This is a genomic window from Citrobacter sp. Igbk 17 (assembly GCF_028069775.1).
In the GTDB taxonomy this organism is placed as follows: domain Bacteria; phylum Pseudomonadota; class Gammaproteobacteria; order Enterobacterales; family Enterobacteriaceae; genus Citrobacter.
Window position 1 is genome coordinate 14,651 of the sequence record NZ_JANEWI010000019.1, and the last position, 17,559, is coordinate 32,209.

The 17,559-nt window shown below is 52.2% G+C and carries 17 protein-coding genes and 5 tRNA genes; 7 read left to right on the forward strand and 15 right to left on the reverse strand.

Annotated elements, in window-relative coordinates:
- Positions 1–126: 126 nt before the first annotated feature.
- The 14 genes from gshA to mltB form a co-directional block, all read right to left on the reverse strand.
- Positions 127–1,686 (reverse strand): glutamate--cysteine ligase, encoded by a 1,560-nt coding sequence (gene gshA, locus NNO08_RS12825; RefSeq protein ID WP_271456861.1) that lies wholly within the window; start codon positions 1,684–1,686, stop codon positions 127–129.
- A 77-nt stretch (positions 1,687–1,763) separates the two neighbouring features.
- A complete protein-coding gene (locus NNO08_RS12830; RefSeq protein ID WP_271441824.1) occupies positions 1,764–2,192 on the reverse strand; it encodes a YqaA family protein in 429 nt (142 codons plus the stop codon).
- Positions 2,189–2,755, reverse strand: coding sequence for a fructose-1-phosphate/6-phosphogluconate phosphatase (gene yqaB, locus NNO08_RS12835; protein ID WP_040232255.1), 567 nt, complete (start codon positions 2,753–2,755; stop codon positions 2,189–2,191). The genes NNO08_RS12830 and yqaB overlap by 4 nt, the downstream gene beginning before the upstream one ends.
- A gap of 137 nt (positions 2,756–2,892) precedes the next feature.
- Positions 2,893–2,969: transfer RNA gene (locus NNO08_RS12840), tRNA-Arg, on the reverse strand.
- Between the two features lie 164 nt (positions 2,970–3,133).
- Positions 3,134–3,210, reverse strand: a tRNA-Arg gene (locus tag NNO08_RS12845).
- 192 nt (positions 3,211–3,402) lie between these two features.
- Positions 3,403–3,479, reverse strand: a tRNA-Arg gene (locus NNO08_RS12850).
- A 92-nt stretch (positions 3,480–3,571) separates the two neighbouring features.
- Positions 3,572–3,648 (reverse strand) — tRNA-Arg (locus tag NNO08_RS12855).
- A gap of 3 nt (positions 3,649–3,651) precedes the next feature.
- Positions 3,652–3,744: transfer RNA gene (locus NNO08_RS12860), tRNA-Ser, on the reverse strand.
- A gap of 390 nt (positions 3,745–4,134) precedes the next feature.
- A complete protein-coding gene (gene csrA / locus NNO08_RS12865; RefSeq protein ID WP_000906486.1) occupies positions 4,135–4,320 on the reverse strand; it encodes a carbon storage regulator CsrA in 186 nt (61 codons plus the stop codon).
- 238 nt (positions 4,321–4,558) lie between these two features.
- Positions 4,559–7,186 (reverse strand): alanine--tRNA ligase, encoded by a 2,628-nt coding sequence (gene alaS, locus NNO08_RS12870; RefSeq protein ID WP_271456862.1) that lies wholly within the window; start codon positions 7,184–7,186, stop codon positions 4,559–4,561.
- Positions 7,187–7,314: 128 nt separating this feature from the next.
- Positions 7,315–7,815, reverse strand: coding sequence for a recombination regulator RecX (gene recX, locus NNO08_RS12875; protein WP_271454179.1), 501 nt, complete (start codon positions 7,813–7,815; stop codon positions 7,315–7,317).
- Between the two features lie 69 nt (positions 7,816–7,884).
- Positions 7,885–8,949: a recombinase RecA gene (recA, locus tag NNO08_RS12880; RefSeq protein ID WP_271441820.1), complete on the reverse strand. Its 1,065-nt coding sequence runs from the start codon at positions 8,947–8,949 to the stop codon at positions 7,885–7,887.
- A 92-nt stretch (positions 8,950–9,041) separates the two neighbouring features.
- Positions 9,042–9,539 carry a nicotinamide-nucleotide amidase gene (gene pncC, locus NNO08_RS12885; protein WP_271449800.1) on the reverse strand — a complete coding sequence of 166 codons (498 nt, stop codon included), beginning with the start codon at positions 9,537–9,539 and terminating at the stop codon, positions 9,042–9,044.
- Positions 9,540–9,733: 194 nt separating this feature from the next.
- A complete protein-coding gene (mltB, locus tag NNO08_RS12890) occupies positions 9,734–10,813 on the reverse strand; it encodes a lytic murein transglycosylase B (RefSeq protein ID WP_271456863.1) in 1,080 nt (359 codons plus the stop codon).
- A gap of 264 nt (positions 10,814–11,077) precedes the next feature.
- Here mltB and srlA point away from each other — a divergent pair, with 264 nt between their 5' ends.
- The 7 genes from srlA (at position 11,078) to gutQ (ending at position 16,041) form a co-directional block, all read left to right on the forward strand.
- Entirely contained in the window at positions 11,078–11,641 is a 564-nt protein-coding gene (srlA, locus tag NNO08_RS12895; RefSeq protein ID WP_003825953.1) for a PTS glucitol/sorbitol transporter subunit IIC, read from the forward strand.
- Positions 11,638–12,609 (forward strand): PTS glucitol/sorbitol transporter subunit IIB, encoded by a 972-nt coding sequence (gene srlE / locus NNO08_RS12900; protein WP_271441817.1) that lies wholly within the window; start codon positions 11,638–11,640, stop codon positions 12,607–12,609. The genes srlA and srlE overlap by 4 nt, the downstream gene beginning before the upstream one ends.
- Positions 12,610–12,622: 13 nt before the next feature.
- Positions 12,623–12,985: a PTS glucitol/sorbitol transporter subunit IIA gene (srlB, locus tag NNO08_RS12905; protein ID WP_271441816.1), complete on the forward strand. Its 363-nt coding sequence runs from the start codon at positions 12,623–12,625 to the stop codon at positions 12,983–12,985.
- 17 nt (positions 12,986–13,002) lie between these two features.
- Complete coding sequence (gene srlD / locus NNO08_RS12910) at positions 13,003–13,782, forward strand: sorbitol-6-phosphate dehydrogenase (protein ID WP_103848299.1); 780 nt, start codon at positions 13,003–13,005, stop codon at positions 13,780–13,782.
- Between the two features lie 97 nt (positions 13,783–13,879).
- A complete protein-coding gene (gene gutM / locus NNO08_RS12915; protein WP_137382785.1) occupies positions 13,880–14,239 on the forward strand; it encodes a transcriptional regulator GutM in 360 nt (119 codons plus the stop codon).
- 70 nt (positions 14,240–14,309) lie between these two features.
- Complete coding sequence (gene srlR / locus NNO08_RS12920) at positions 14,310–15,083, forward strand: glucitol operon DNA-binding transcriptional repressor SrlR (protein ID WP_137382784.1); 774 nt, start codon at positions 14,310–14,312, stop codon at positions 15,081–15,083.
- Positions 15,076–16,041 carry an arabinose-5-phosphate isomerase GutQ gene (gene gutQ / locus NNO08_RS12925; RefSeq protein ID WP_137382783.1) on the forward strand — a complete coding sequence of 322 codons (966 nt, stop codon included), beginning with the start codon at positions 15,076–15,078 and terminating at the stop codon, positions 16,039–16,041. Before srlR ends, gutQ begins: the two co-directional genes overlap by 8 nt.
- Here gutQ and norR read toward each other — a convergent pair.
- Positions 16,038–17,555, reverse strand: coding sequence for a nitric oxide reductase transcriptional regulator NorR (norR, locus tag NNO08_RS12930; protein WP_271441815.1), 1,518 nt, complete (start codon positions 17,553–17,555; stop codon positions 16,038–16,040). The genes gutQ and norR overlap by 4 nt on opposite strands.
- Positions 17,556–17,559 lie beyond the last annotated feature (4 nt).

A 17,559-nucleotide genomic window follows, 5' to 3' on the forward strand; every position in this document is an offset into this window, starting at 1 on the left:
TTAAAATATTCTGAACTCTTTGTTCCGGGGCGAGTCTGAGTATATGAAAGACGCGCATTTGTTATCATCATCCCTGTTTTCAGAGATGAAATTTTGGCCACTCCCGAGTGGCCTTTTTCTTTTGTATCAGGCGTGCTTTTCCAGCCACACACCAAACGGCTCAGTATCTGCCGCTTCAATCTCCTGCTGACGGCGCTTGGAAGCCGCACTTTCAGCAATAAATTCTTCTTCCTGCAGCAGTTCCAATGGCTCTTCGCGCAACAGGTTACGGTACGCTTCACCCAACGCTTTACCCGTGCCGCCAATACCTGTATCAATCATAGACCGCAGGATCCGCGCTGAGAATGTCAGCTCAGGATTATCAAAGCAGGCAACCAGTTCGTCACAGACTTTTTGATATTCCTCTCCCCCGTGAATGCTGTCCAGCGTTTGTGCCACACGTTTCAGATCACGGAACAGATCTTTACCCACTTTAGGCAGCGGGAACTGAGCCGTTTCACAACCAATACCTAACGTCAGACCTGGCTTGCGCCCTTCCAGAATAACGCGATTCCAGTTAGTACGCGTACACAGCAGCTCGTCGCTACTCATTTCCGGCGCATCTGCCAGAACACACCAAACCATGAACAAATCGAGGAAGCGCACCTGCTGTTCATCTACGCCGATTGGCGAGAATGGGTTGATATCGAGTGAACGCACTTCGATGTACTCAATGCCGCCGCGTAGAAGTGCATCAGATGGCGTTTCACCGCTGCGAGTCACGCGTTTCGGACGAATTGGCGCATACAGTTCATTTTCGATTTGCAAAACGTTGCTGTTGATTTGCAGGCGCTTACCGTCTTTCTCGAGACCGATCGCCGCGTATTCTTCTGAAGGCGTTTTAATCGCGCGCTTCAATCCTGCCACATACTCATGCAAATCGTTAAACGTAATTCCGAGATTGCTTTGCGACTTATTGGTATAACCCAGGTCACTCAGACGCAGCGACGTGGCATAAGGCAGGTAATACATACCACAATCGGTTTTTTCAAACGGCAGCGTTGTCGGCTTTCCTTGCAGGAAGGAGGAACAAATTGCGGGTGAGGCACCAAACAGATACGGGATCACCCAACCGAAACGGTAGTAGTTGCGGATCAGACGGAAATACCCTGCTGACACTTTTTCTTTAACGTCTTCATCACTATCTGTTACGCCACATTTCGCCTGCCAGAAAGCCATCGGCAGCGAGAAGTTGTAGTGTACGCCGGAGATAGTCTGCATCAACGCGCCGTAACGGTTTTTGAGGCCTTCACGGTAAAGGGTTTTCAGACGACCGATATTCGAAGTACCGTACTGCGCCAGCTCGATATCCTGACCTTCAGCAATATAGCAAGGCATGCTCAGTGGCCACATACGCTCATCGCCAAGATTCCTGGCGGTATAGCGATGCAGATCGCGCATGAACGTGAGCATTTTGTGAATGTCATCGCCCGGTGGAGTAATAAACTCCAGCAGCGTTTCGGCAAAGTCGGTGGTTATCCATTTATGCGTTAGCGCTGAGCCTAACACTTCAGGATGGCCTGTCGTTGCCAATGAACCATCAGCATTAACACGCAGCGTTTCGCGCTCGAGCCCGCGTTGAATCCCCTCTAACGCATGAGGATGTTTTTCCAGCCAGGCCAGCGCCTGTGATACGTCCGGGATCAAATTGACCTCCCGCCTGTCAAAATCGTTTTAATTAGCATAATGGTATTGGTCACCCTGAAGGTTATTCCACAACACAATTAGTGCCACCACATAATGCCTTGCGTCGTAACCGCCGCGACCACAACATAGCGCAGCGCTTTGCCAAGACATAAAAAAAAGATCACCGGGCCCCACGAGATGCGCATCCATCCCGCTAACAAGCACAGTAAATCACCCACAACCGGCATCCAGCTTAATAATAGTGTGACTGCGCCATAGCGCTTCAGCCAGCCAGTGGCTTTCTCTTGCCAGCGCGATGTTTTACGCAACGGAAAGAAACGCCCAAGGATAACGTTAGTTAACCCTCCAAGGCTATTACCCATTGTTGCTGTTAAAACTAAGACCCAGGGATGACTCGCTCCAGAAACCAGTAAGGCAACTAAAACAACTTCAGAATTTCCAGGTAATAGCGTGGCGCTGAGAAAGCTGCTGGCAAACAGTGAGAGGAGCGACAGTCCATCACTCACAGTAACCGAACATCCACAGCATCCATTCCTGCCGCACGCGCTGCCTGCAACCCAAAATCGGCATCTTCAAACACAACGCAGCGAGCCGGAACGACGCCCATACGCTCAGCACATAACAAGAAGGTATCTGGAGCCGGTTTATGGCGTTGTACGTGATCGGCCGCCACCACAGCATCAAAATAACGACGCAGCCCAAGGTGAGTGAGCAGAGCTTCTGCAATGGCACTTTCGCTCCCAGTGCCAACTGACATAGGACGGCGACCATACCAGGCTTTCACAACATCGACCAACGGTAAAGGCTGGACGCTATCCAGCAGCATGCTTTTAACCTTATCGGTTTTTTCACGCGCCAGTGCATGGGGATCAAGATCGGCATGGTTCAGTTCAATCACCGATTGGGCAATACGCCACGTTGGGGAACCGTTGAGAGCGACCATAGCCTGCTCATCAAAACGTAGCCCATAACGTCCTAATACCTCATGCCACGCTTTACGGTGCGTAGGTTCGGTATCCAGGATGGTACCATCCATATCAAAAATTAAACCTGCATAACGTTCGTACATCGTCTTCTCACAAGCCGATTAACCAGACGTTATTTTATCGTAATTGATTGATTTTGTCGCTGACAGCGAATTGAGGATTGTTCAGGGAAGATAAGGAAATAATTCAGGGAGAGGTAAGAAAACAATTCAGGAGAAGATGGTGCATCCGGGAGGATTCGAACCTCCGACCGCTCGGTTCGTAGCCGAGTACTCTATCCAGCTGAGCTACGGATGCATCGGTGAAACTAGATTGGAGAAAACAAGAGATGGTGCATCCGGGAGGATTACTCGGCTGCGCCTCACCCTGCGGGCCGTTGCTGAAGCAACGTTATCCTCCCTGGTGCTGGCGATTATCTCGCAGACCATGAAACAACAGTTTAGCTGTTATCTCGGAGAAGATGGTGCATCCGGGAGGATTCGAACCTCCGACCGCTCGGTTCGTAGCCGAGTACTCTATCCAGCTGAGCTACGGATGCATCGGAAAACTTGCTTTACTGCCGATATTGATATCGTAATAAACGATATCAAGTAAGAGATGGTGCATCCGGGAGGATTACTCGGCTGCGCCTCGCCCTGCGGGCCGTTGCTGAAGCAACGTTATCCTCCCTGGTACTCGCGATTATCTCGCATACCATGAAACAACAGTTTTTCTGTTATCTCGGAGAAGATGGTGCATCCGGGAGGATTCGAACCTCCGACCGCTCGGTTCGTAGCCGAGTACTCTATCCAGCTGAGCTACGGATGCATCAGGGAAACTTACTTTACTGCAGATTTGATGTCGCTGCTAAAGCGCTATCAATTTTCCGTAACAACGCTTATACGCTATTACAGATAAGATGGTGCATCCGGGAGGATTCGAACCTCCGACCGCTCGGTTCGTAGCCGAGTACTCTATCCAGCTGAGCTACGGATGCAAATGGCGGTGAGGCGGGGATTCGAACCCCGGATGCAGCTTTTGACCGCATACTCCCTTAGCAGGGGAGCGCCTTCAGCCTCTCGGCCACCTCACCAACACGCCTCTTGCGAGTGCTTCGAAGAACTTGTTTCTGCTCATCGTCGCTGCGTGGCGCACATATTACTTTCTGGGACTTATAAGTCAAACAATTTTTCCAGAGCTTTTATCGTTTGCACATTTCACGCGCAATTAGTCTGCAAAAACGGCAAAAAGAGTGTTTTATCAACAGATAAATCGGCGTTACACGGAGACAATGTACGAACAGAAAAATCATCGGAGAAGACAATAACAGCATCACAGCAGAGAAAACGACGTGGAATAACAAGAATCAGAGAGAAGTCAGAGCAGTATAGAAAGAGATAAGAGAGCAATGAGGAAGTGAAAAGTAAGAAAAGAAGACACTCAATCAGGTTGCGCCTCACCAGGAAGGTGAGACGCGAAAACCTTAGTAACTGGACTGCTGGGATTTTTCAGCCTGGATACGCTGGTAGATCTCTTCACGATGGACAGAAACTTCTTTCGGGGCGTTGACGCCAATGCGCACCTGGTTGCCCTTCACCCCTAAAACTGTCACGGTGACCTCATCGCCTATCATGAGGGTCTCACCAACTCGACGAGTCAGAATCAGCATTCTTTGCTCCTTGAAAGATTAAAAGAGTCGGGTCTCTCTGTATCCCGGCATTATCCATCATATAACGCCAAAAAGTAAGCGATGACAAACACCTAAGTGTAAGCAGTCACGGCATCACATTCTGTTAAACCTAAGTTTAGCCGATATACACAACTTCAACCTGACTTTATCGTTGTCGACAGCGTTGATGCAAACGCTGCGGATTGAAGTCCGCAGCGTCGACTTACGCTTATAATTTTTACAGTTTTGCGCTAACCCAGCCTTTCACACTGGCTAACGCTGCCGGCAGAGCCGCAGCATCCGTACCACCGGCTTGCGCCATGTCCGGACGACCACCACCCTTGCCGCCTACTTGCTGAGCGACCATCCCAATCAGTTCCCCTGCTTTCACGCGGTCTGTCACATCCTTAGACACGCCCGCAATCAGAGAAACCTTACCTTCAGCAACTGTTGCCAGTACAACAACAGTAGAACCCAGCTGATTTTTCAGATCATCAACCATGGTACGCAGCATTTTCGGTTCAACGTCCGCAAGCTCGCTGACCAACAGCTTCACGCCGTTGATATCAACTGCTTTGCTGGAAAGGTTCGCACTTTCCTGCGCTGCGGCCTGTTCCTTCAATTGCTGCAATTCTTTTTCGAGCTGACGCGTACGTTCCAGTACGGAACGAACTTTATCACCGATATTCTGGCTATCGCCTTTCAGCAGCTGCGCAATATCGCTTAAGCGATCGCTTTCAGCATGCACGGTATTCAGAGCACCTTCACCGGTCACGGCTTCGATACGACGAACGCCAGCAGCGGTACCAGACTCGGAGATAATACGGAACAGACCGATATCGCCCGTACGGCTGGCGTGAGTACCACCACACAGTTCGGTAGAGAAATCACCCATGCTCAGAACGCGCACGTGGTCATCGTATTTCTCACCAAACAGCGCCATTGCGCCTTTGGCTTTCGCTGCTTCGAGATCCATGATGTTCGTTTCAATCGGCAGGTTGCGACGAATTTGCGCATTCACCAGATCTTCAACAGCACGAATTTCAGCAGGTTTCATCGCTTCGGTATGCGAGAAGTCGAAACGCAGCACTTTATCGTTGACCAGTGAACCTTTCTGCGCCACATGCGTGCCCAGAACCTGACGCAACGCGGCGTGCATCAGGTGCGTTGCAGAGTGATTGAGACGGATCCGCGCACGACGCGCTTCATCCACATCAGCCTGTACCGCATCGCCCACTTTCAGAGAGCCCGTAGACAACTTGCCAATATGACCAATTGCCTGACCATATTTTTGCGTGTCGTTCACGGCAAAGGCAAAACCTGCGCCTTTCAGTTCACCTTTATCGCCAACCTGGCCACCGGATTCGGCATAGAACGGCGTCTGGTCCAGAACAACGACAGCGTCCTGACCGGCGCTAATGGCATCTACCGCTTTACCATCAACAAATAGCGCGGTCACTTTGCCGTTCAGTTCCAGATTCTCGTAGCCTTTAAATTCAGAGGCACCATCAACACGAATCATCGCATTGTAGTCTGCGCCAAAACCGCTGGCTTCACGCGCACGGCGGCGCTGTTCTTCCATTGCGGCCTCAAAGCCAGCTTCATCAACCTTGATGTTGCGCTCGCGGCAAACGTCTGCCGTCAGGTCAACCGGGAAACCGTAAGTGTCATACAGGCGGAATGCTGTTTCGCCATCCAACGTATCGCCAGACAGTTTCGCCAGCTCTTCATCCAGCAGTGCCAACCCACGTTCCAGCGTACGCGCAAACTGCTCTTCTTCGGTTTTCAGAACCTGCTCAACCATGGTTTGTTGACGCTTCAGTTCTTCACCCGCAGAGCCCATGACCTCCACCAGCGGACCAACCAACTTGTAGAAGAAGGTATCTTTTGCGCCCAGCATGTTGCCATGACGTACCGCGCGACGAATGATACGGCGCAGCACATAGCCACGGTTTTCATTCGACGGGACAACGCCATCGGCAATCAGGAATGCGCAGGAACGAATATGGTCGGCGATAACGCGCAGTGATTTATTACTCAGATCGGTCGCACCGGTCACTTTCGCCACGGCTTCGATCAGTGAGCGGAACAGGTCGATTTCGTAGTTGGAGTTAACGTGTTGCAGCACGGCCGCAATACGCTCCAGACCCATACCGGTGTCTACGGACGGCTTCGGCAGCGGTTCCATGGTACCGTCGGCTTGACGGTTGAACTGCATGAAGACGATGTTCCAGATCTCAATGTAGCGATCGCCATCTTCTTCTGCACTTCCCGGAGGCCCCCCCCAAATGTGGTCACCGTGGTCGTAGAAAATCTCGGTGCACGGACCGCAAGGACCGGTATCACCCATCTGCCAGAAGTTGTCGGATGCATAAGCAGCGCCTTTGTTATCACCAATACGGATGATACGTTCGCGCGGAATACCGACTTCTTTTTCCCAGATTTCATAGGCTTCATCGTCAGTTTCATAGACGGTGACCCACAGACGCTCTTTCGGCAGAGCAAACCAGTTTTCACCAGTCAGCAGTTCCCATGCGTATTGAATGGCATCGTGTTTGAAGTAGTCGCCGAAGCTGAAGTTGCCCAGCATTTCGAAGAAGGTGTGGTGACGTGCAGTGTAACCGACGTTTTCCAGATCGTTGTGCTTACCGCCCGCGCGTACGCAACGCTGCGAAGTGGTTGCGCGGGAATAATTACGCTTGTCGAGGCCAAGGAATACATCCTTGAACTGGTTCATCCCGGCGTTGGTAAACAACAAAGTAGGGTCATTGTTGGGTACCAGGGAGCTGCTGGCAACTACCTGATGTCCTTTACTATGGAAAAAATCGAGAAACGCCTGACGGATCTCAGCGGTGCTCTTGCTCATAATTATCCTGAAGAAATCAAGCTAACGAAATGTCATTACCAGCATCGGCATGCAAACTGCGCCTCTGGCAATCGAAAAGTGGGAATAAGATAAGTTTTCTTTACTGGGAAGTAAAATCCCGTATGCGCTCAATCGTCAAAATTTCGCCATATTGCCTGAATATCTTCCATCAGATAGCCGCGATAGAGCAAAAAACGCTGGACCTTAACCTTTTCTGAAAAATCGACAGGTAAGGGGTCGCCATATTTTCTGATTGCCTGCTCCCGCGCAAGCAGCGCCCAGTCAATTTCACATTCCCGCATTGCCCGCTCAATGGCCTCACGCGCGATCCCTTTCTGACCTAATTCCTGGCGCACACGCGCTGGCCCATAACCTTTACGGCTACGGCTGGCGATGAATTGCTGAACAAATCGGTCATCATCAAGATAACGGCTTTCAATACACCAGGCGACAACCTTGTCGTAATCCTCCGGCGTGGCATCAATTTCTTCTGGTCCATTTTTCCCCATCACCGGGGCAGCCAGTTTACGCCGCAGTTCCTGCTCACTGTGGTCGCGCATCGCAAGTATTCGCACCGCGCGGTCAAGTAATCGGGAGTAAGCAGAGCGGCGGGAAGTTGAATCTGTCATATTGAGCCTTCAGAAATGGAAAAGGGCTGCATGATATGCAGCCCTTTAATATGCGATTACGTCAGACTATCAGAAATCTTCGTTGGTTTCTGCTACGTCTTGACCACTGTCATCAACGGAGAAATCTGGCGTTGAATCCTGGTTATTAAGCAGTAACTCGCGTAATTTTTTCTCAATTTCTTTTGCGGCAACCGGGTTTTCTTTCAGCCAGTTGGTGGCATTCGCTTTACCCTGACCAATTTTGTCACCGTTGTAGCTATACCATGCGCCCGCTTTTTCAATCAGCTTCTCTTTCACGCCCAGGTCAACCAGTTCGCCGTAGAAGTTGATACCTTCGCCGTAAAGAATCTGGAATTCAGCCTGTTTAAACGGTGCAGCAATTTTGTTTTTCACGACCTTAACGCGGGTTTCGCTACCGACCACGTTATCGCCCTCTTTCACCGCGCCAATACGACGGATATCCAGACGGACGGAGGCGTAAAATTTCAGAGCGTTACCACCGGTAGTCGTTTCCGGGTTACCGAACATAACACCAATTTTCATACGGATCTGGTTGATGAAAATCAGCAATGTGTTGGACTGCTTCAGGTTACCCGCCAGCTTACGCATTGCCTGGCTCATCATACGTGCCGCAAGGCCCATATGAGAGTCACCGATCTCACCTTCGATTTCAGCCTTCGGCGTCAGTGCAGCAACGGAGTCAACAACGATAACGTCGACTGCGCCAGAACGCGCCAGTGCGTCACAGATCTCCAGAGCTTGTTCACCCGTATCCGGCTGAGAACACAGCAGGTTATCGATATCAACGCCAAGCTTACGCGCATAGACAGGATCCAACGCGTGTTCTGCATCGATGAATGCACAGGTTTTACCTTCGCGCTGTGCGGCAGCAATAACTTGCAGCGTCAGCGTTGTTTTACCGGAGGATTCAGGCCCATAAATTTCGACGATGCGTCCCATCGGCAAACCGCCCGCGCCCAATGCGATATCCAGAGAAAGCGAACCGGTAGAGATGGTTTCCACGTCCATGGAACGGTCTTCACCCAGGCGCATGATGGAGCCTTTACCGAATTGCTTTTCGATCTGACCCAGCGCTGCCGCCAACGCTTTCTGTTTGTTTTCGTCGATAGCCATTAATTACTCCTGTCATGCCGCTTTCGGATTAAACCGTGAAACGTGAAAGATAATGTTCTGTTGAGGCAATTATACTGTATGCTCATACAGTATCAAGTATTTTGTAGAAATTGTTGCCACAGGGTTTGTAACGCATACGCGGTCGCCTGACGACGTACCGACTCACGGTCACCGTTGAAGCATTCCCGCCGGGTAATCCCCTCACCGCTGACGCTGGCAAAGGCAAACCACACCGTACCCACGGGTTTGTCTTCACTACCGCCATCGGGTCCTGCGATACCGCTAATTGAGACGGCGAAGTCTGCACGGGCGGCTTTTAGCGCGCCAATCGCCATTTCAACGACCACCGGTTCACTCACCGCCCCATGCTGCGCCAGCGTTTCTTCGCGCACGCCGATCATCTGCGCTTTGGCTTGGTTGCTGTAAGTGACAAACCCGCGCTCAAACCAGGCTGAGCTACCGGCAATATCGGTAATGGCTTTTGCCACCCAACCGCCGGTGCAGGATTCAGCTGTTGTCACCGTTGCTCCGCGTGCTTTTAACGCCAGCCCCACCTGCTCACTTAACTGCATCAGTTCACTGTCGGTCATTTCAGCCTCTGTCAGTTAAAAAAATATGCCGGACAAGATAGCACTTTCACAATCAAGATGGGGATGAGGAGAACGTTTTACGAGGGGGATTCCAAAAATTGATCCGTTACCTAAATAAGACCTGCCAGATAGCGATGCCAGCGCATCTTATCCGGCCTACAAGCGAAATCTTCCTGTAGGCCGGTAACACGCGATTACTGCACGCGAGCCAGCGCTACCGCTTGCCCCAACTGCCAAACCGCCATCGCGTAATGCGTGCTGTGGTTATAGCGGGTGATGGTGTAGAAGTTCGGCAGTCCATACCAGTACTGGTAGCCGGTGCCAACATCCAGACGCAGCAGGCTAGCCTGCTGATGATTCCCCAACGACTGCTGCGGTGTCAGGCCAGCAGCGGCAAGCTGAGAAATGCTGTATTGGGTTTTAAAGCCATTCGCAAGACCCGGTTCCTGTCCATTTGCAGGTACTGCCACGGTATCGCCTTTCACCCAGCCGTGCCCTTTGAAATAGTTTGCCACGCTGCCGATAGCATCGACGGGGTCCCACAGGTTAATGTGCCCATCACCATTGAAATCAACGGCATATTGTTTATAGGAGGATGGCATAAACTGACCGTAACCCATCGCACCAGCAAAGGAACCTTTTAGATCGAGCGGATCATCACTTTCATCTCGCGCCATCAGCAGGAAGGTTTCCAGCTCGCCAGAGAAGTATTCCGCACGGCGCGGATAGTTGAAGGAAAGCGTCGCCAGCGCATCCAGAATACGCGTTTTGCCCATCACGCGGCCCCAGCGCGTTTCAACGCCGATAATGCCGACGATAATTTCTGGTGGTACTCCGTATACCTGCCACGCGCGGTTCAGCGCATCTTCATATTGATTCCAGAACGCCACACCATTTTGCACGTTGTCCGGGGTGATGAACTGCTTGCGATAGCGCAGCCATGCGCCATTAGGTCCGGCTGGCGGCTGCGTCGTTGGTGCCTGGCGGTCCATCAGACGCAATACTGAGTCCAGCCGCTTAGCCTGCGACAAGATTTCCTGCAATTGCTGACGGTCAAAACCATGCTTATTCACCATTTTCTCGATGAACTGCTGTGCATTCGGATTATTGGCGAAATCACCGCTTGTTTGCATGACGTTGTGCTGTGGCTCAAGCAGGAAGCCGCCGGATGGCGCACCCGTAGTCGTTTGAGTCTCTGAAGGTTTGGGTTTGCTGCTACAGGCAGCGAGCAGTACGAAAAGGGGGAGTAACGCTACATAACGACGCTTGAACATGAGACATCCATTAAACAAATTCAGCCTGGGGGAAGTATGGTAAAGCATCCTCCGTCATACAAGGAAGCGGTAGTCGCTCTCCTTCACAGAATTTACATCCCCTTTCATCTCCGACCCGCACATTTGCGAGCACTCACGCAATAACTTTCAAATTAAAATATTTATCTTTCATTTTGAGATCAAAATAACACTTTTAAACCTTTCGATCTGATTAAAATTAATTACCGTTTGGCAAGGTAACTAAAATCCCTACAGGAGAGAATAATGATCGACACCATCACACTCGGTGCTGAGTGGTTTATCGGGCTGTTCCAGAAAGGCGGAGAAGTGTTTACCGGCATGGTGACCGGTATTCTTCCACTGCTGATTAGCCTGCTGGTCATCATGAATGCGCTGATTAACTTTATTGGCCAGCAGCGTATTGAACGTTTTGCCCAGCGTTGTGCCGGGAACCCATTGTCCCGCTATCTGCTGCTGCCGTGCATCGGCACATTCGTTTTTTGTAACCCCATGACCCTGAGCCTGGGCCGTTTTATGCCAGAGAAATATAAGCCCAGCTATTACGCAGCAGCGTCCTATAGCTGCCACTCAATGAACGGCTTGTTCCCACACATTAACCCCGGAGAGTTGTTTGTCTATCTGGGGATTGCCAGCGGCTTGACGACGCTGGGCCTCCCGCTTGGCCCGCTCGCCGTGAGCTATTTACTGGTCGGTCTGGTCACCAACTTCTTCCGTGGCTGGGTGACCGATTTCACTACCGCCATTTTTGAGAAAAAAATGGGCATTCAACTTGAGCAGAAAGTGCATCTGGCGGGAGCAACATCATGACACGTATTCGTATTGAAAAAGGCACAGGCGGCTGGGGTGGCCCACTCGAACTGGACGCCATTTCAGGAAAGAAAATTGTCTATATCACTGCCGGGACACGCCCTGCAATTGTCGACAAACTGGCCAGTTTGACCGGCTGGCAGGCCGTTGATGGCTTCAAAGAAGGTGAACCACCCGAGAATGAAATCGGTGTTGCAATCATCGACTGCGGCGGCACGTTGCGCTGCGGGATCTATCCGAAACGTCGTATACCGACGGTAAATATTCACGCGACCGGGAAATCCGGCCCACTGGCACAATACATTGTTGAAGATATCTATGTCTCTGGCGTGAAAGAAGAAAATATCACCGTTGTCGGTGAAACATCTGCTACGCCGCAGCCTGCAAGCAGCACTATTGGTCGCGATTACGACACCAGCAAAAAGATTACCGAACAAAGTGATGGCCTGCTGGCAAAAGTCGGTATGGGCATGGGTTCCGCCGTTGCGGTGCTGTTCCAGTCCGGACGCGACACGATTGATACCGTACTGAAAACCATTCTGCCGTTTATGGCGTTCGTCTCAGCACTGATTGGCATCATTATGGCTTCCGGTTTAGGTGACTGGATAGCCCATGGTCTTGCGCCGCTGGCCAGCCATCCTCTGGGATTGGTGACCCTGGCACTAATTTGCTCATTCCCATTGCTATCGCCTTTCCTCGGACCTGGCGCGGTAATTGCTCAAGTTATCGGCGTACTGATCGGTGTACAGATTGGTCTGGGAAATATCCCGCCGCATCTGGCACTACCTGCCCTGTTTGCCATTAACGCCCAGGCTGCGTGCGATTTTATCCCGGTAGGCCTGTCGCTGGCCGAGGCTCGTCAGGACACCGTGCGCGTCGGTGTGCCATCTGTTCTGGTAAGCCGCTTCCTCACCGGTGCACCTACCGTTCTCATCGCCTGGTTTGTTTCCGGCTTTATTTACCAATAAGAGGCACTCAGAAATGACCGTGATTTATCAGACCACCATCACCCGTATCGGCCAAAGCGCAGCAGATGCACTTTGCGACCAGATGCTGATTACCTTTCGTGAAGGCGCGCCTGCGGATATCGAAGAGTTTTGCTTCATTCATTGCCATGGCGTGCTGAACGGTTCTCTGCAAGCTGGTATCCGTTTCGAACTGGGCCAGCATCACTACCCGGTTACGGCTGTCGGCAGCGTGGCAGAACAAAACTTACGTGAACTCGGACATATCACTCTGCGCTTCGACGGACTAAGCGAAGCGGAATTTCCCGGCACCGTGCACATAGCGGGGCCCGTACCGGACGATATCGCACCGGGCTGTATTTTGAAGTTTGTTGCTTAAGATTGAAGGAGAAAAAAATGAATCAGGTAGCCGTTGTCATTGGTGGAGGCCAGACCCTGGGAGCATTCCTTTGCCGTGGGCTTGCGACAGAAGGATACCGCGTTGCGGTCGTCGATATTCAAAGCGATAAAGCGGCGAATGTGGCACAGGAAATTAACGCCGAGTTCGGTGAAGGTACCGCTTACGGTTTTGGTGCAGATGCCACCAGCGAACAGAGCGTGCTGGCGCTGTCTCGCGGAGTCGATGAAATATTCGGTCGCGTTGACCTGCTGGTTTACAGCGCGGGCATTGCCAAAGCGGCATTTATCAGCGACTTTCAGTTGGGGGATTTCGACCGTTCACTTCAGGTGAATCTGGTCGGCTATTTCCTCTGTGCACGTGAATTCTCGCGCCTGATGATCCGTGATGGCGTGCAGGGCCGCATTATCCAAATCAACTCCAAATCGGGGAAAGTGGGTAGCAAGCATAACTCGGGTTACAGCGCGGCGAAATTTGGCGGCGTGGGCTTAACGCAATCGCTGGCACTGGACCTGGCGGAATACGGCATTACCGTGCACTCATTAATGCTGGGTAACCTGCTGAAATCTCCAATGTTCCAGTCATTGTTACCGCAATATGCCACTAAACTTGGCCTCAAGCCGGACCAAGTGGAGCAGTACTACATTGATAAAGTGCCACTCAAGCGCGGCTGCGATTATCAGGACGTACTGAATATGCTGCTGTTTTACGCCAGTCCAAAAGCCTCTTACTGCACCGGGCAGTCCATCAACGTGACCGGCGGTCAGGTGATGTTTTAAGAGACATGATTGCCCGGTGGCGCTGCGCTTACCGGGCCTACACGCAGTAGGCCGGATAAGGCGCAGCCGCCATCCGGCGAAATCAAAGGAGCACATTATGGTTTCCGCACTGATTACCGTCGCCGCCATTGCGTGGTGTCTGCAACTCGCGTTGGGAGGCTGGCAAATATCCCGTTTTAATCGGGCTTTCGATAAGCTCTGCCAGCGGGGTCGGGTCGGCGTGGGTCGCTCCGGTGGGCGTTTTAAACCCCGCGTTGTGGTCGCTATCGCACTGGATGAGCAACAGCGGGTTGCTGATACGTTATTTATGAAAGGTCTTACCGTTTTTGCAAGACCTGGCAAAATTGCCACAATTATGGGCAAACATCTTGATGAATTACAGCCTGATGTGATCTTTCCCCATGATCCGCTTTCGCAGAATGCACTATCATTGGCGCTTAAACTGAAACATGGGTAATTTCGTTGTGAATGCTAATAGCTTGCGAAATTATCATTTTGCAACTTATTAAGTCAGGGTAATCACGCCTATGAAACCTCGTCAGCGTCAGGCTGCCATACTGGAGCACTTGCAAAAGCAGGGAAAATGCTCGGTTGAAGAACTGGCCCACTACTTTGACACCACCGGTACGACCATTCGTAAGGATCTGGTCACTCTGGAAAATGCCGGAACCGTCATTCGCACCTATGGCGGCGTAGTATTGAATAAAGACGAATCTGACCCGCCAATCGATCACAAGACGCTGATCAACACGCATAAAAAAGAGCAAATTGCCGAAGCCGCCGTTCGCTTTATTCACGATGGCGACTCCATTATTCTGGATGCAGGCAGTACGGTGCTGCAGATGGTGCCGATGCTCAGCCGCTTTAGCAACATCACCGTCATGACCAACAGCCTGCACATTGTTAATGCGCTTTCGGAGCTGGACAACGAGCAAACCATCCTGATGCCCGGTGGGACATTCCGTAAAAAATCTGCGTCATTTCACGGACAGCTGGCAGAAAATGCCTTTGAGCAGTTCAGCTTTGATAAACTCTTCATGGGCACCGACGGCATCGATCTCAATGCCGGCGTAACCACATTTAATGAGGTGTTTAGCGTCAGTAAAGCGATGTGCAATGCCGCTCGCGAAGTCATTCTGATGGCTGACTCGTCAAAATTTGGGCGCAAAAGTCCCAATGTTGTGTGCAGTCTGGAAAGCGTCGACAAATTGATTACCGATGCGGGTATTAACCCTGCGTTTCGTCAGGCGCTGGAAGCAAAAGGGATTGAAGTGATTATAACCGGAGAGACCAATGAGTGATGCACTACTGAACGCGGGCCGTCAGACGTTAATGCTGGAATTACAGGAAGCCAGTCGACTGCCAGAGCGACTGGGCGATGATTTTGTTCGGGCTGCCAATACTATCATCCACTGTGAAGGCAAAGTGATTGTTTCCGGGATTGGCAAGTCAGGCCATATTGGCAAAAAAATCGCGGCAACCCTCGCCAGTACCGGCACGCCCGCCTTTTTTGTGCATCCGGCAGAAGCGCTGCACGGCGACTTAGGAATGATTGAAAGTCGCGATGTCATGCTGTTTATCTCCTACTCTGGCGGGGCTAAGGAGCTGGATCTCATCATTCCACGCCTGGAAGACAAATCCGTCACCCTGCTGGCAATGACCGGAAAACCAACTTCGCCACTGGGCCTGGCAGCCAAAGCGGTGTTGGATATTTCAGTAGAGCGTGAAGCCTGCCCGATGCGCCTGGCGCCAACCTCCAGCACCGTCAACACGCTGATGATGGGCGATGCGCTGGCGATAGCCGTGATGCAGGCTCGTGGGTTTAACGAAGAAGATTTTGCCCGTTCCCATCCGGCCGGTGCGCTGGGCGCACGTCTGTTAAATAAAGTGCATCACCTGATGCGCCGTGACGATGCTGTACCACAGGTCACGCTCACTACCAGCGTCATGGATGCCATGCTGGAACTGAGTCGCACAGGTCTGGGCCTGGTAGCGGTCTGCGACGATCAATCGCTGGTGAAAGGTGTCTTTACCGACGGAGACCTGCGCCGTTGGCTGGTCGGCGGTGGCGCACTTACGACTCAGGTAAGCGAAGCGATGACCCATAATGGCGTCACGCTGCAGGCGCAGAGCCGAGCGATTGATGCCAAAGAAGTTCTGATGAAGCGCAAAATCACCGCGGCGCCGGTGGTGGATGAAAACGGTAAACTCACCGGCGCTATCAACCTGCAGGATTTCTATCAGGCAGGGATTATTTAATCCTTAAGTCCAAGACGCTTCGCCAGCCGGTGCAGGTTGGCGACGTCTGTTTCCAGCGCCCGCGCACTTGCCGCCCAACTGTGATTATTCTGCGCCAGTGCCCGGCGAATCATCTCCCGTTGGAAAGATTCTGTTGCCTCACGCAGGTTATGATGCAGCGGAACCTCGGGAAGAACCTCCGGCGGCGGGACGGAACTGTCATCCTGTAAAGCAAAATGCTGCGCTTCCAGAACCACTTCATCCCCTGCCCTTGTCGCCCTTGCCAGCACCACGGCGCGGTGAATAGCATGTTCCAGTTCACGAACGTTTCCCGGCCAGCCGTAGTTCAACAAATGGCTACGCGCACCGCCACTTAACACCACGCGGGAAAGCCCCAGTCGCAGCCGACATTGCTCGCAAAAATACCCCGCCAGCAAAACAACGTCCTCACCGCGTTCGCGCAGTGGTGGCACAGAAAGAGGAAAGACGCTCAGGCGATGAAACAAATCCGCGCGGAAATTCCCGGCCAGCACCTCTTCACGCAAATCGCGGTTGGTTGCTGCCAGCACGCGTACGTCAACGCGCAGACTGCGATCGTCCCCCACGCGCTGAATATCCCCGTACTGCAATACGCGCAGCAACTTGGCCTGTAGCGCCAGCGACAATTCACCTATCTCATCCAGAAACAGCGTACCGTTGTCCGCCATTTCAAATTTCCCGCTACGGTTGCTGATAGCCCCGGTAAACGCCCCTTTGACGTGACCAAACAGCTCGCTTTCTGCCACGCTTTCCGGCAACGCTGCGCAGTTCAGATACACCAGTGGATTTACCGCACGCGGCGAACCTTCGTGGATGGCCTTCGCCACCAGCTCTTTCCCGGTTCCCGTCTCACCGCTGATCAAAACATTGAGATCGGAGCCCGCAACAATCTCGATCTCTTTTTTCAGTTGCATCATATTGGGCGACAGGCCAATCATTTGCGTTTCTTTCACCTGCTCGAAGGCCGTTGACGAGCCTGGCAGCATGTTCTGGCTTTCCAGTTGCTCAATCAGCAGCGCATTACTGAGCGCGCCCGCCGCCAGCGCGGCAATCAGCCTAAGCTCTTCATCACTGAACACATCGAACTGATCGGGTTCCATGCCATCCAGCGTGAGCGCCCCGATCAGACTTTGTCCGGCAAACAGCGGCAATCCGATACAGGCATGCACCTTCAGGCTCTCCTGACCGGGGATCAACCCATCATAAGGATCGGGCAAATCGCTGTCGGCGGGGAAACGCACCACATCCCCGGCACGGGCAATCGCCTCCAGCCGTGGGTGCCCCTCCAGCGTAAAGCGCCTGCCGAGAACATCCTGCGTCAGTCCATCGATCGCCAGCGGAATAAATTGTCGGGATTCATAGCGCAACAATGCCGACGCATCGCACTCCAGCACCTGACGTAACGTCGTGATCAGGCGTTGAAAACGGTCCTGATGCCCAATACCGCTTTGTAATTCAATGGCGATGCCCGCCAGCACGTCTACAGAAAAGCTCATGACC

Bases quoted from the DNA above. Each gene is read 5' to 3' on its own strand.
- alaS (WP_271456862.1), bottom strand. From the start codon at position 7,186: ATGAGCAAGAGCACCGCTGAGATCCGTCAGGCGTTTCTCGATTTTTTC.
- gutM (WP_137382785.1), top strand. From the start codon at position 13,880: ATGGTTTCCGCACTGATTACCGTCGCCGCCATTGCGTGGTGTCTGCAA.
- srlA (WP_003825953.1), top strand. From the start codon at position 11,078: ATGATCGACACCATCACACTCGGTGCTGAGTGGTTTATCGGGCTGTTC.
- pncC (WP_271449800.1), bottom strand. From the start codon at position 9,539: ATGACCGACAGTGAACTGATGCAGTTAAGTGAGCAGGTGGGGCTGGCG.
- srlB (WP_271441816.1), top strand. From the start codon at position 12,623: ATGACCGTGATTTATCAGACCACCATCACCCGTATCGGCCAAAGCGCA.
- gutQ (WP_137382783.1), top strand. From the start codon at position 15,076: ATGAGTGATGCACTACTGAACGCGGGCCGTCAGACGTTAATGCTGGAA.
- yqaB (WP_040232255.1), bottom strand. From the start codon at position 2,755: ATGTACGAACGTTATGCAGGTTTAATTTTTGATATGGATGGTACCATC.
- csrA (WP_000906486.1), bottom strand. From the start codon at position 4,320: ATGCTGATTCTGACTCGTCGAGTTGGTGAGACCCTCATGATAGGCGAT.
- recX (WP_271454179.1), bottom strand. From the start codon at position 7,815: ATGACAGATTCAACTTCCCGCCGCTCTGCTTACTCCCGATTACTTGAC.
- mltB (WP_271456863.1), bottom strand. From the start codon at position 10,813: ATGTTCAAGCGTCGTTATGTAGCGTTACTCCCCCTTTTCGTACTGCTC.
- srlE (WP_271441817.1), top strand. From the start codon at position 11,638: ATGACACGTATTCGTATTGAAAAAGGCACAGGCGGCTGGGGTGGCCCA.
- norR (WP_271441815.1), bottom strand. From the start codon at position 17,555: ATGAGCTTTTCTGTAGACGTGCTGGCGGGCATCGCCATTGAATTACAA.
- srlR (WP_137382784.1), top strand. From the start codon at position 14,310: ATGAAACCTCGTCAGCGTCAGGCTGCCATACTGGAGCACTTGCAAAAG.
- srlD (WP_103848299.1), top strand. From the start codon at position 13,003: ATGAATCAGGTAGCCGTTGTCATTGGTGGAGGCCAGACCCTGGGAGCA.
- recA (WP_271441820.1), bottom strand. From the start codon at position 8,949: ATGGCTATCGACGAAAACAAACAGAAAGCGTTGGCGGCAGCGCTGGGT.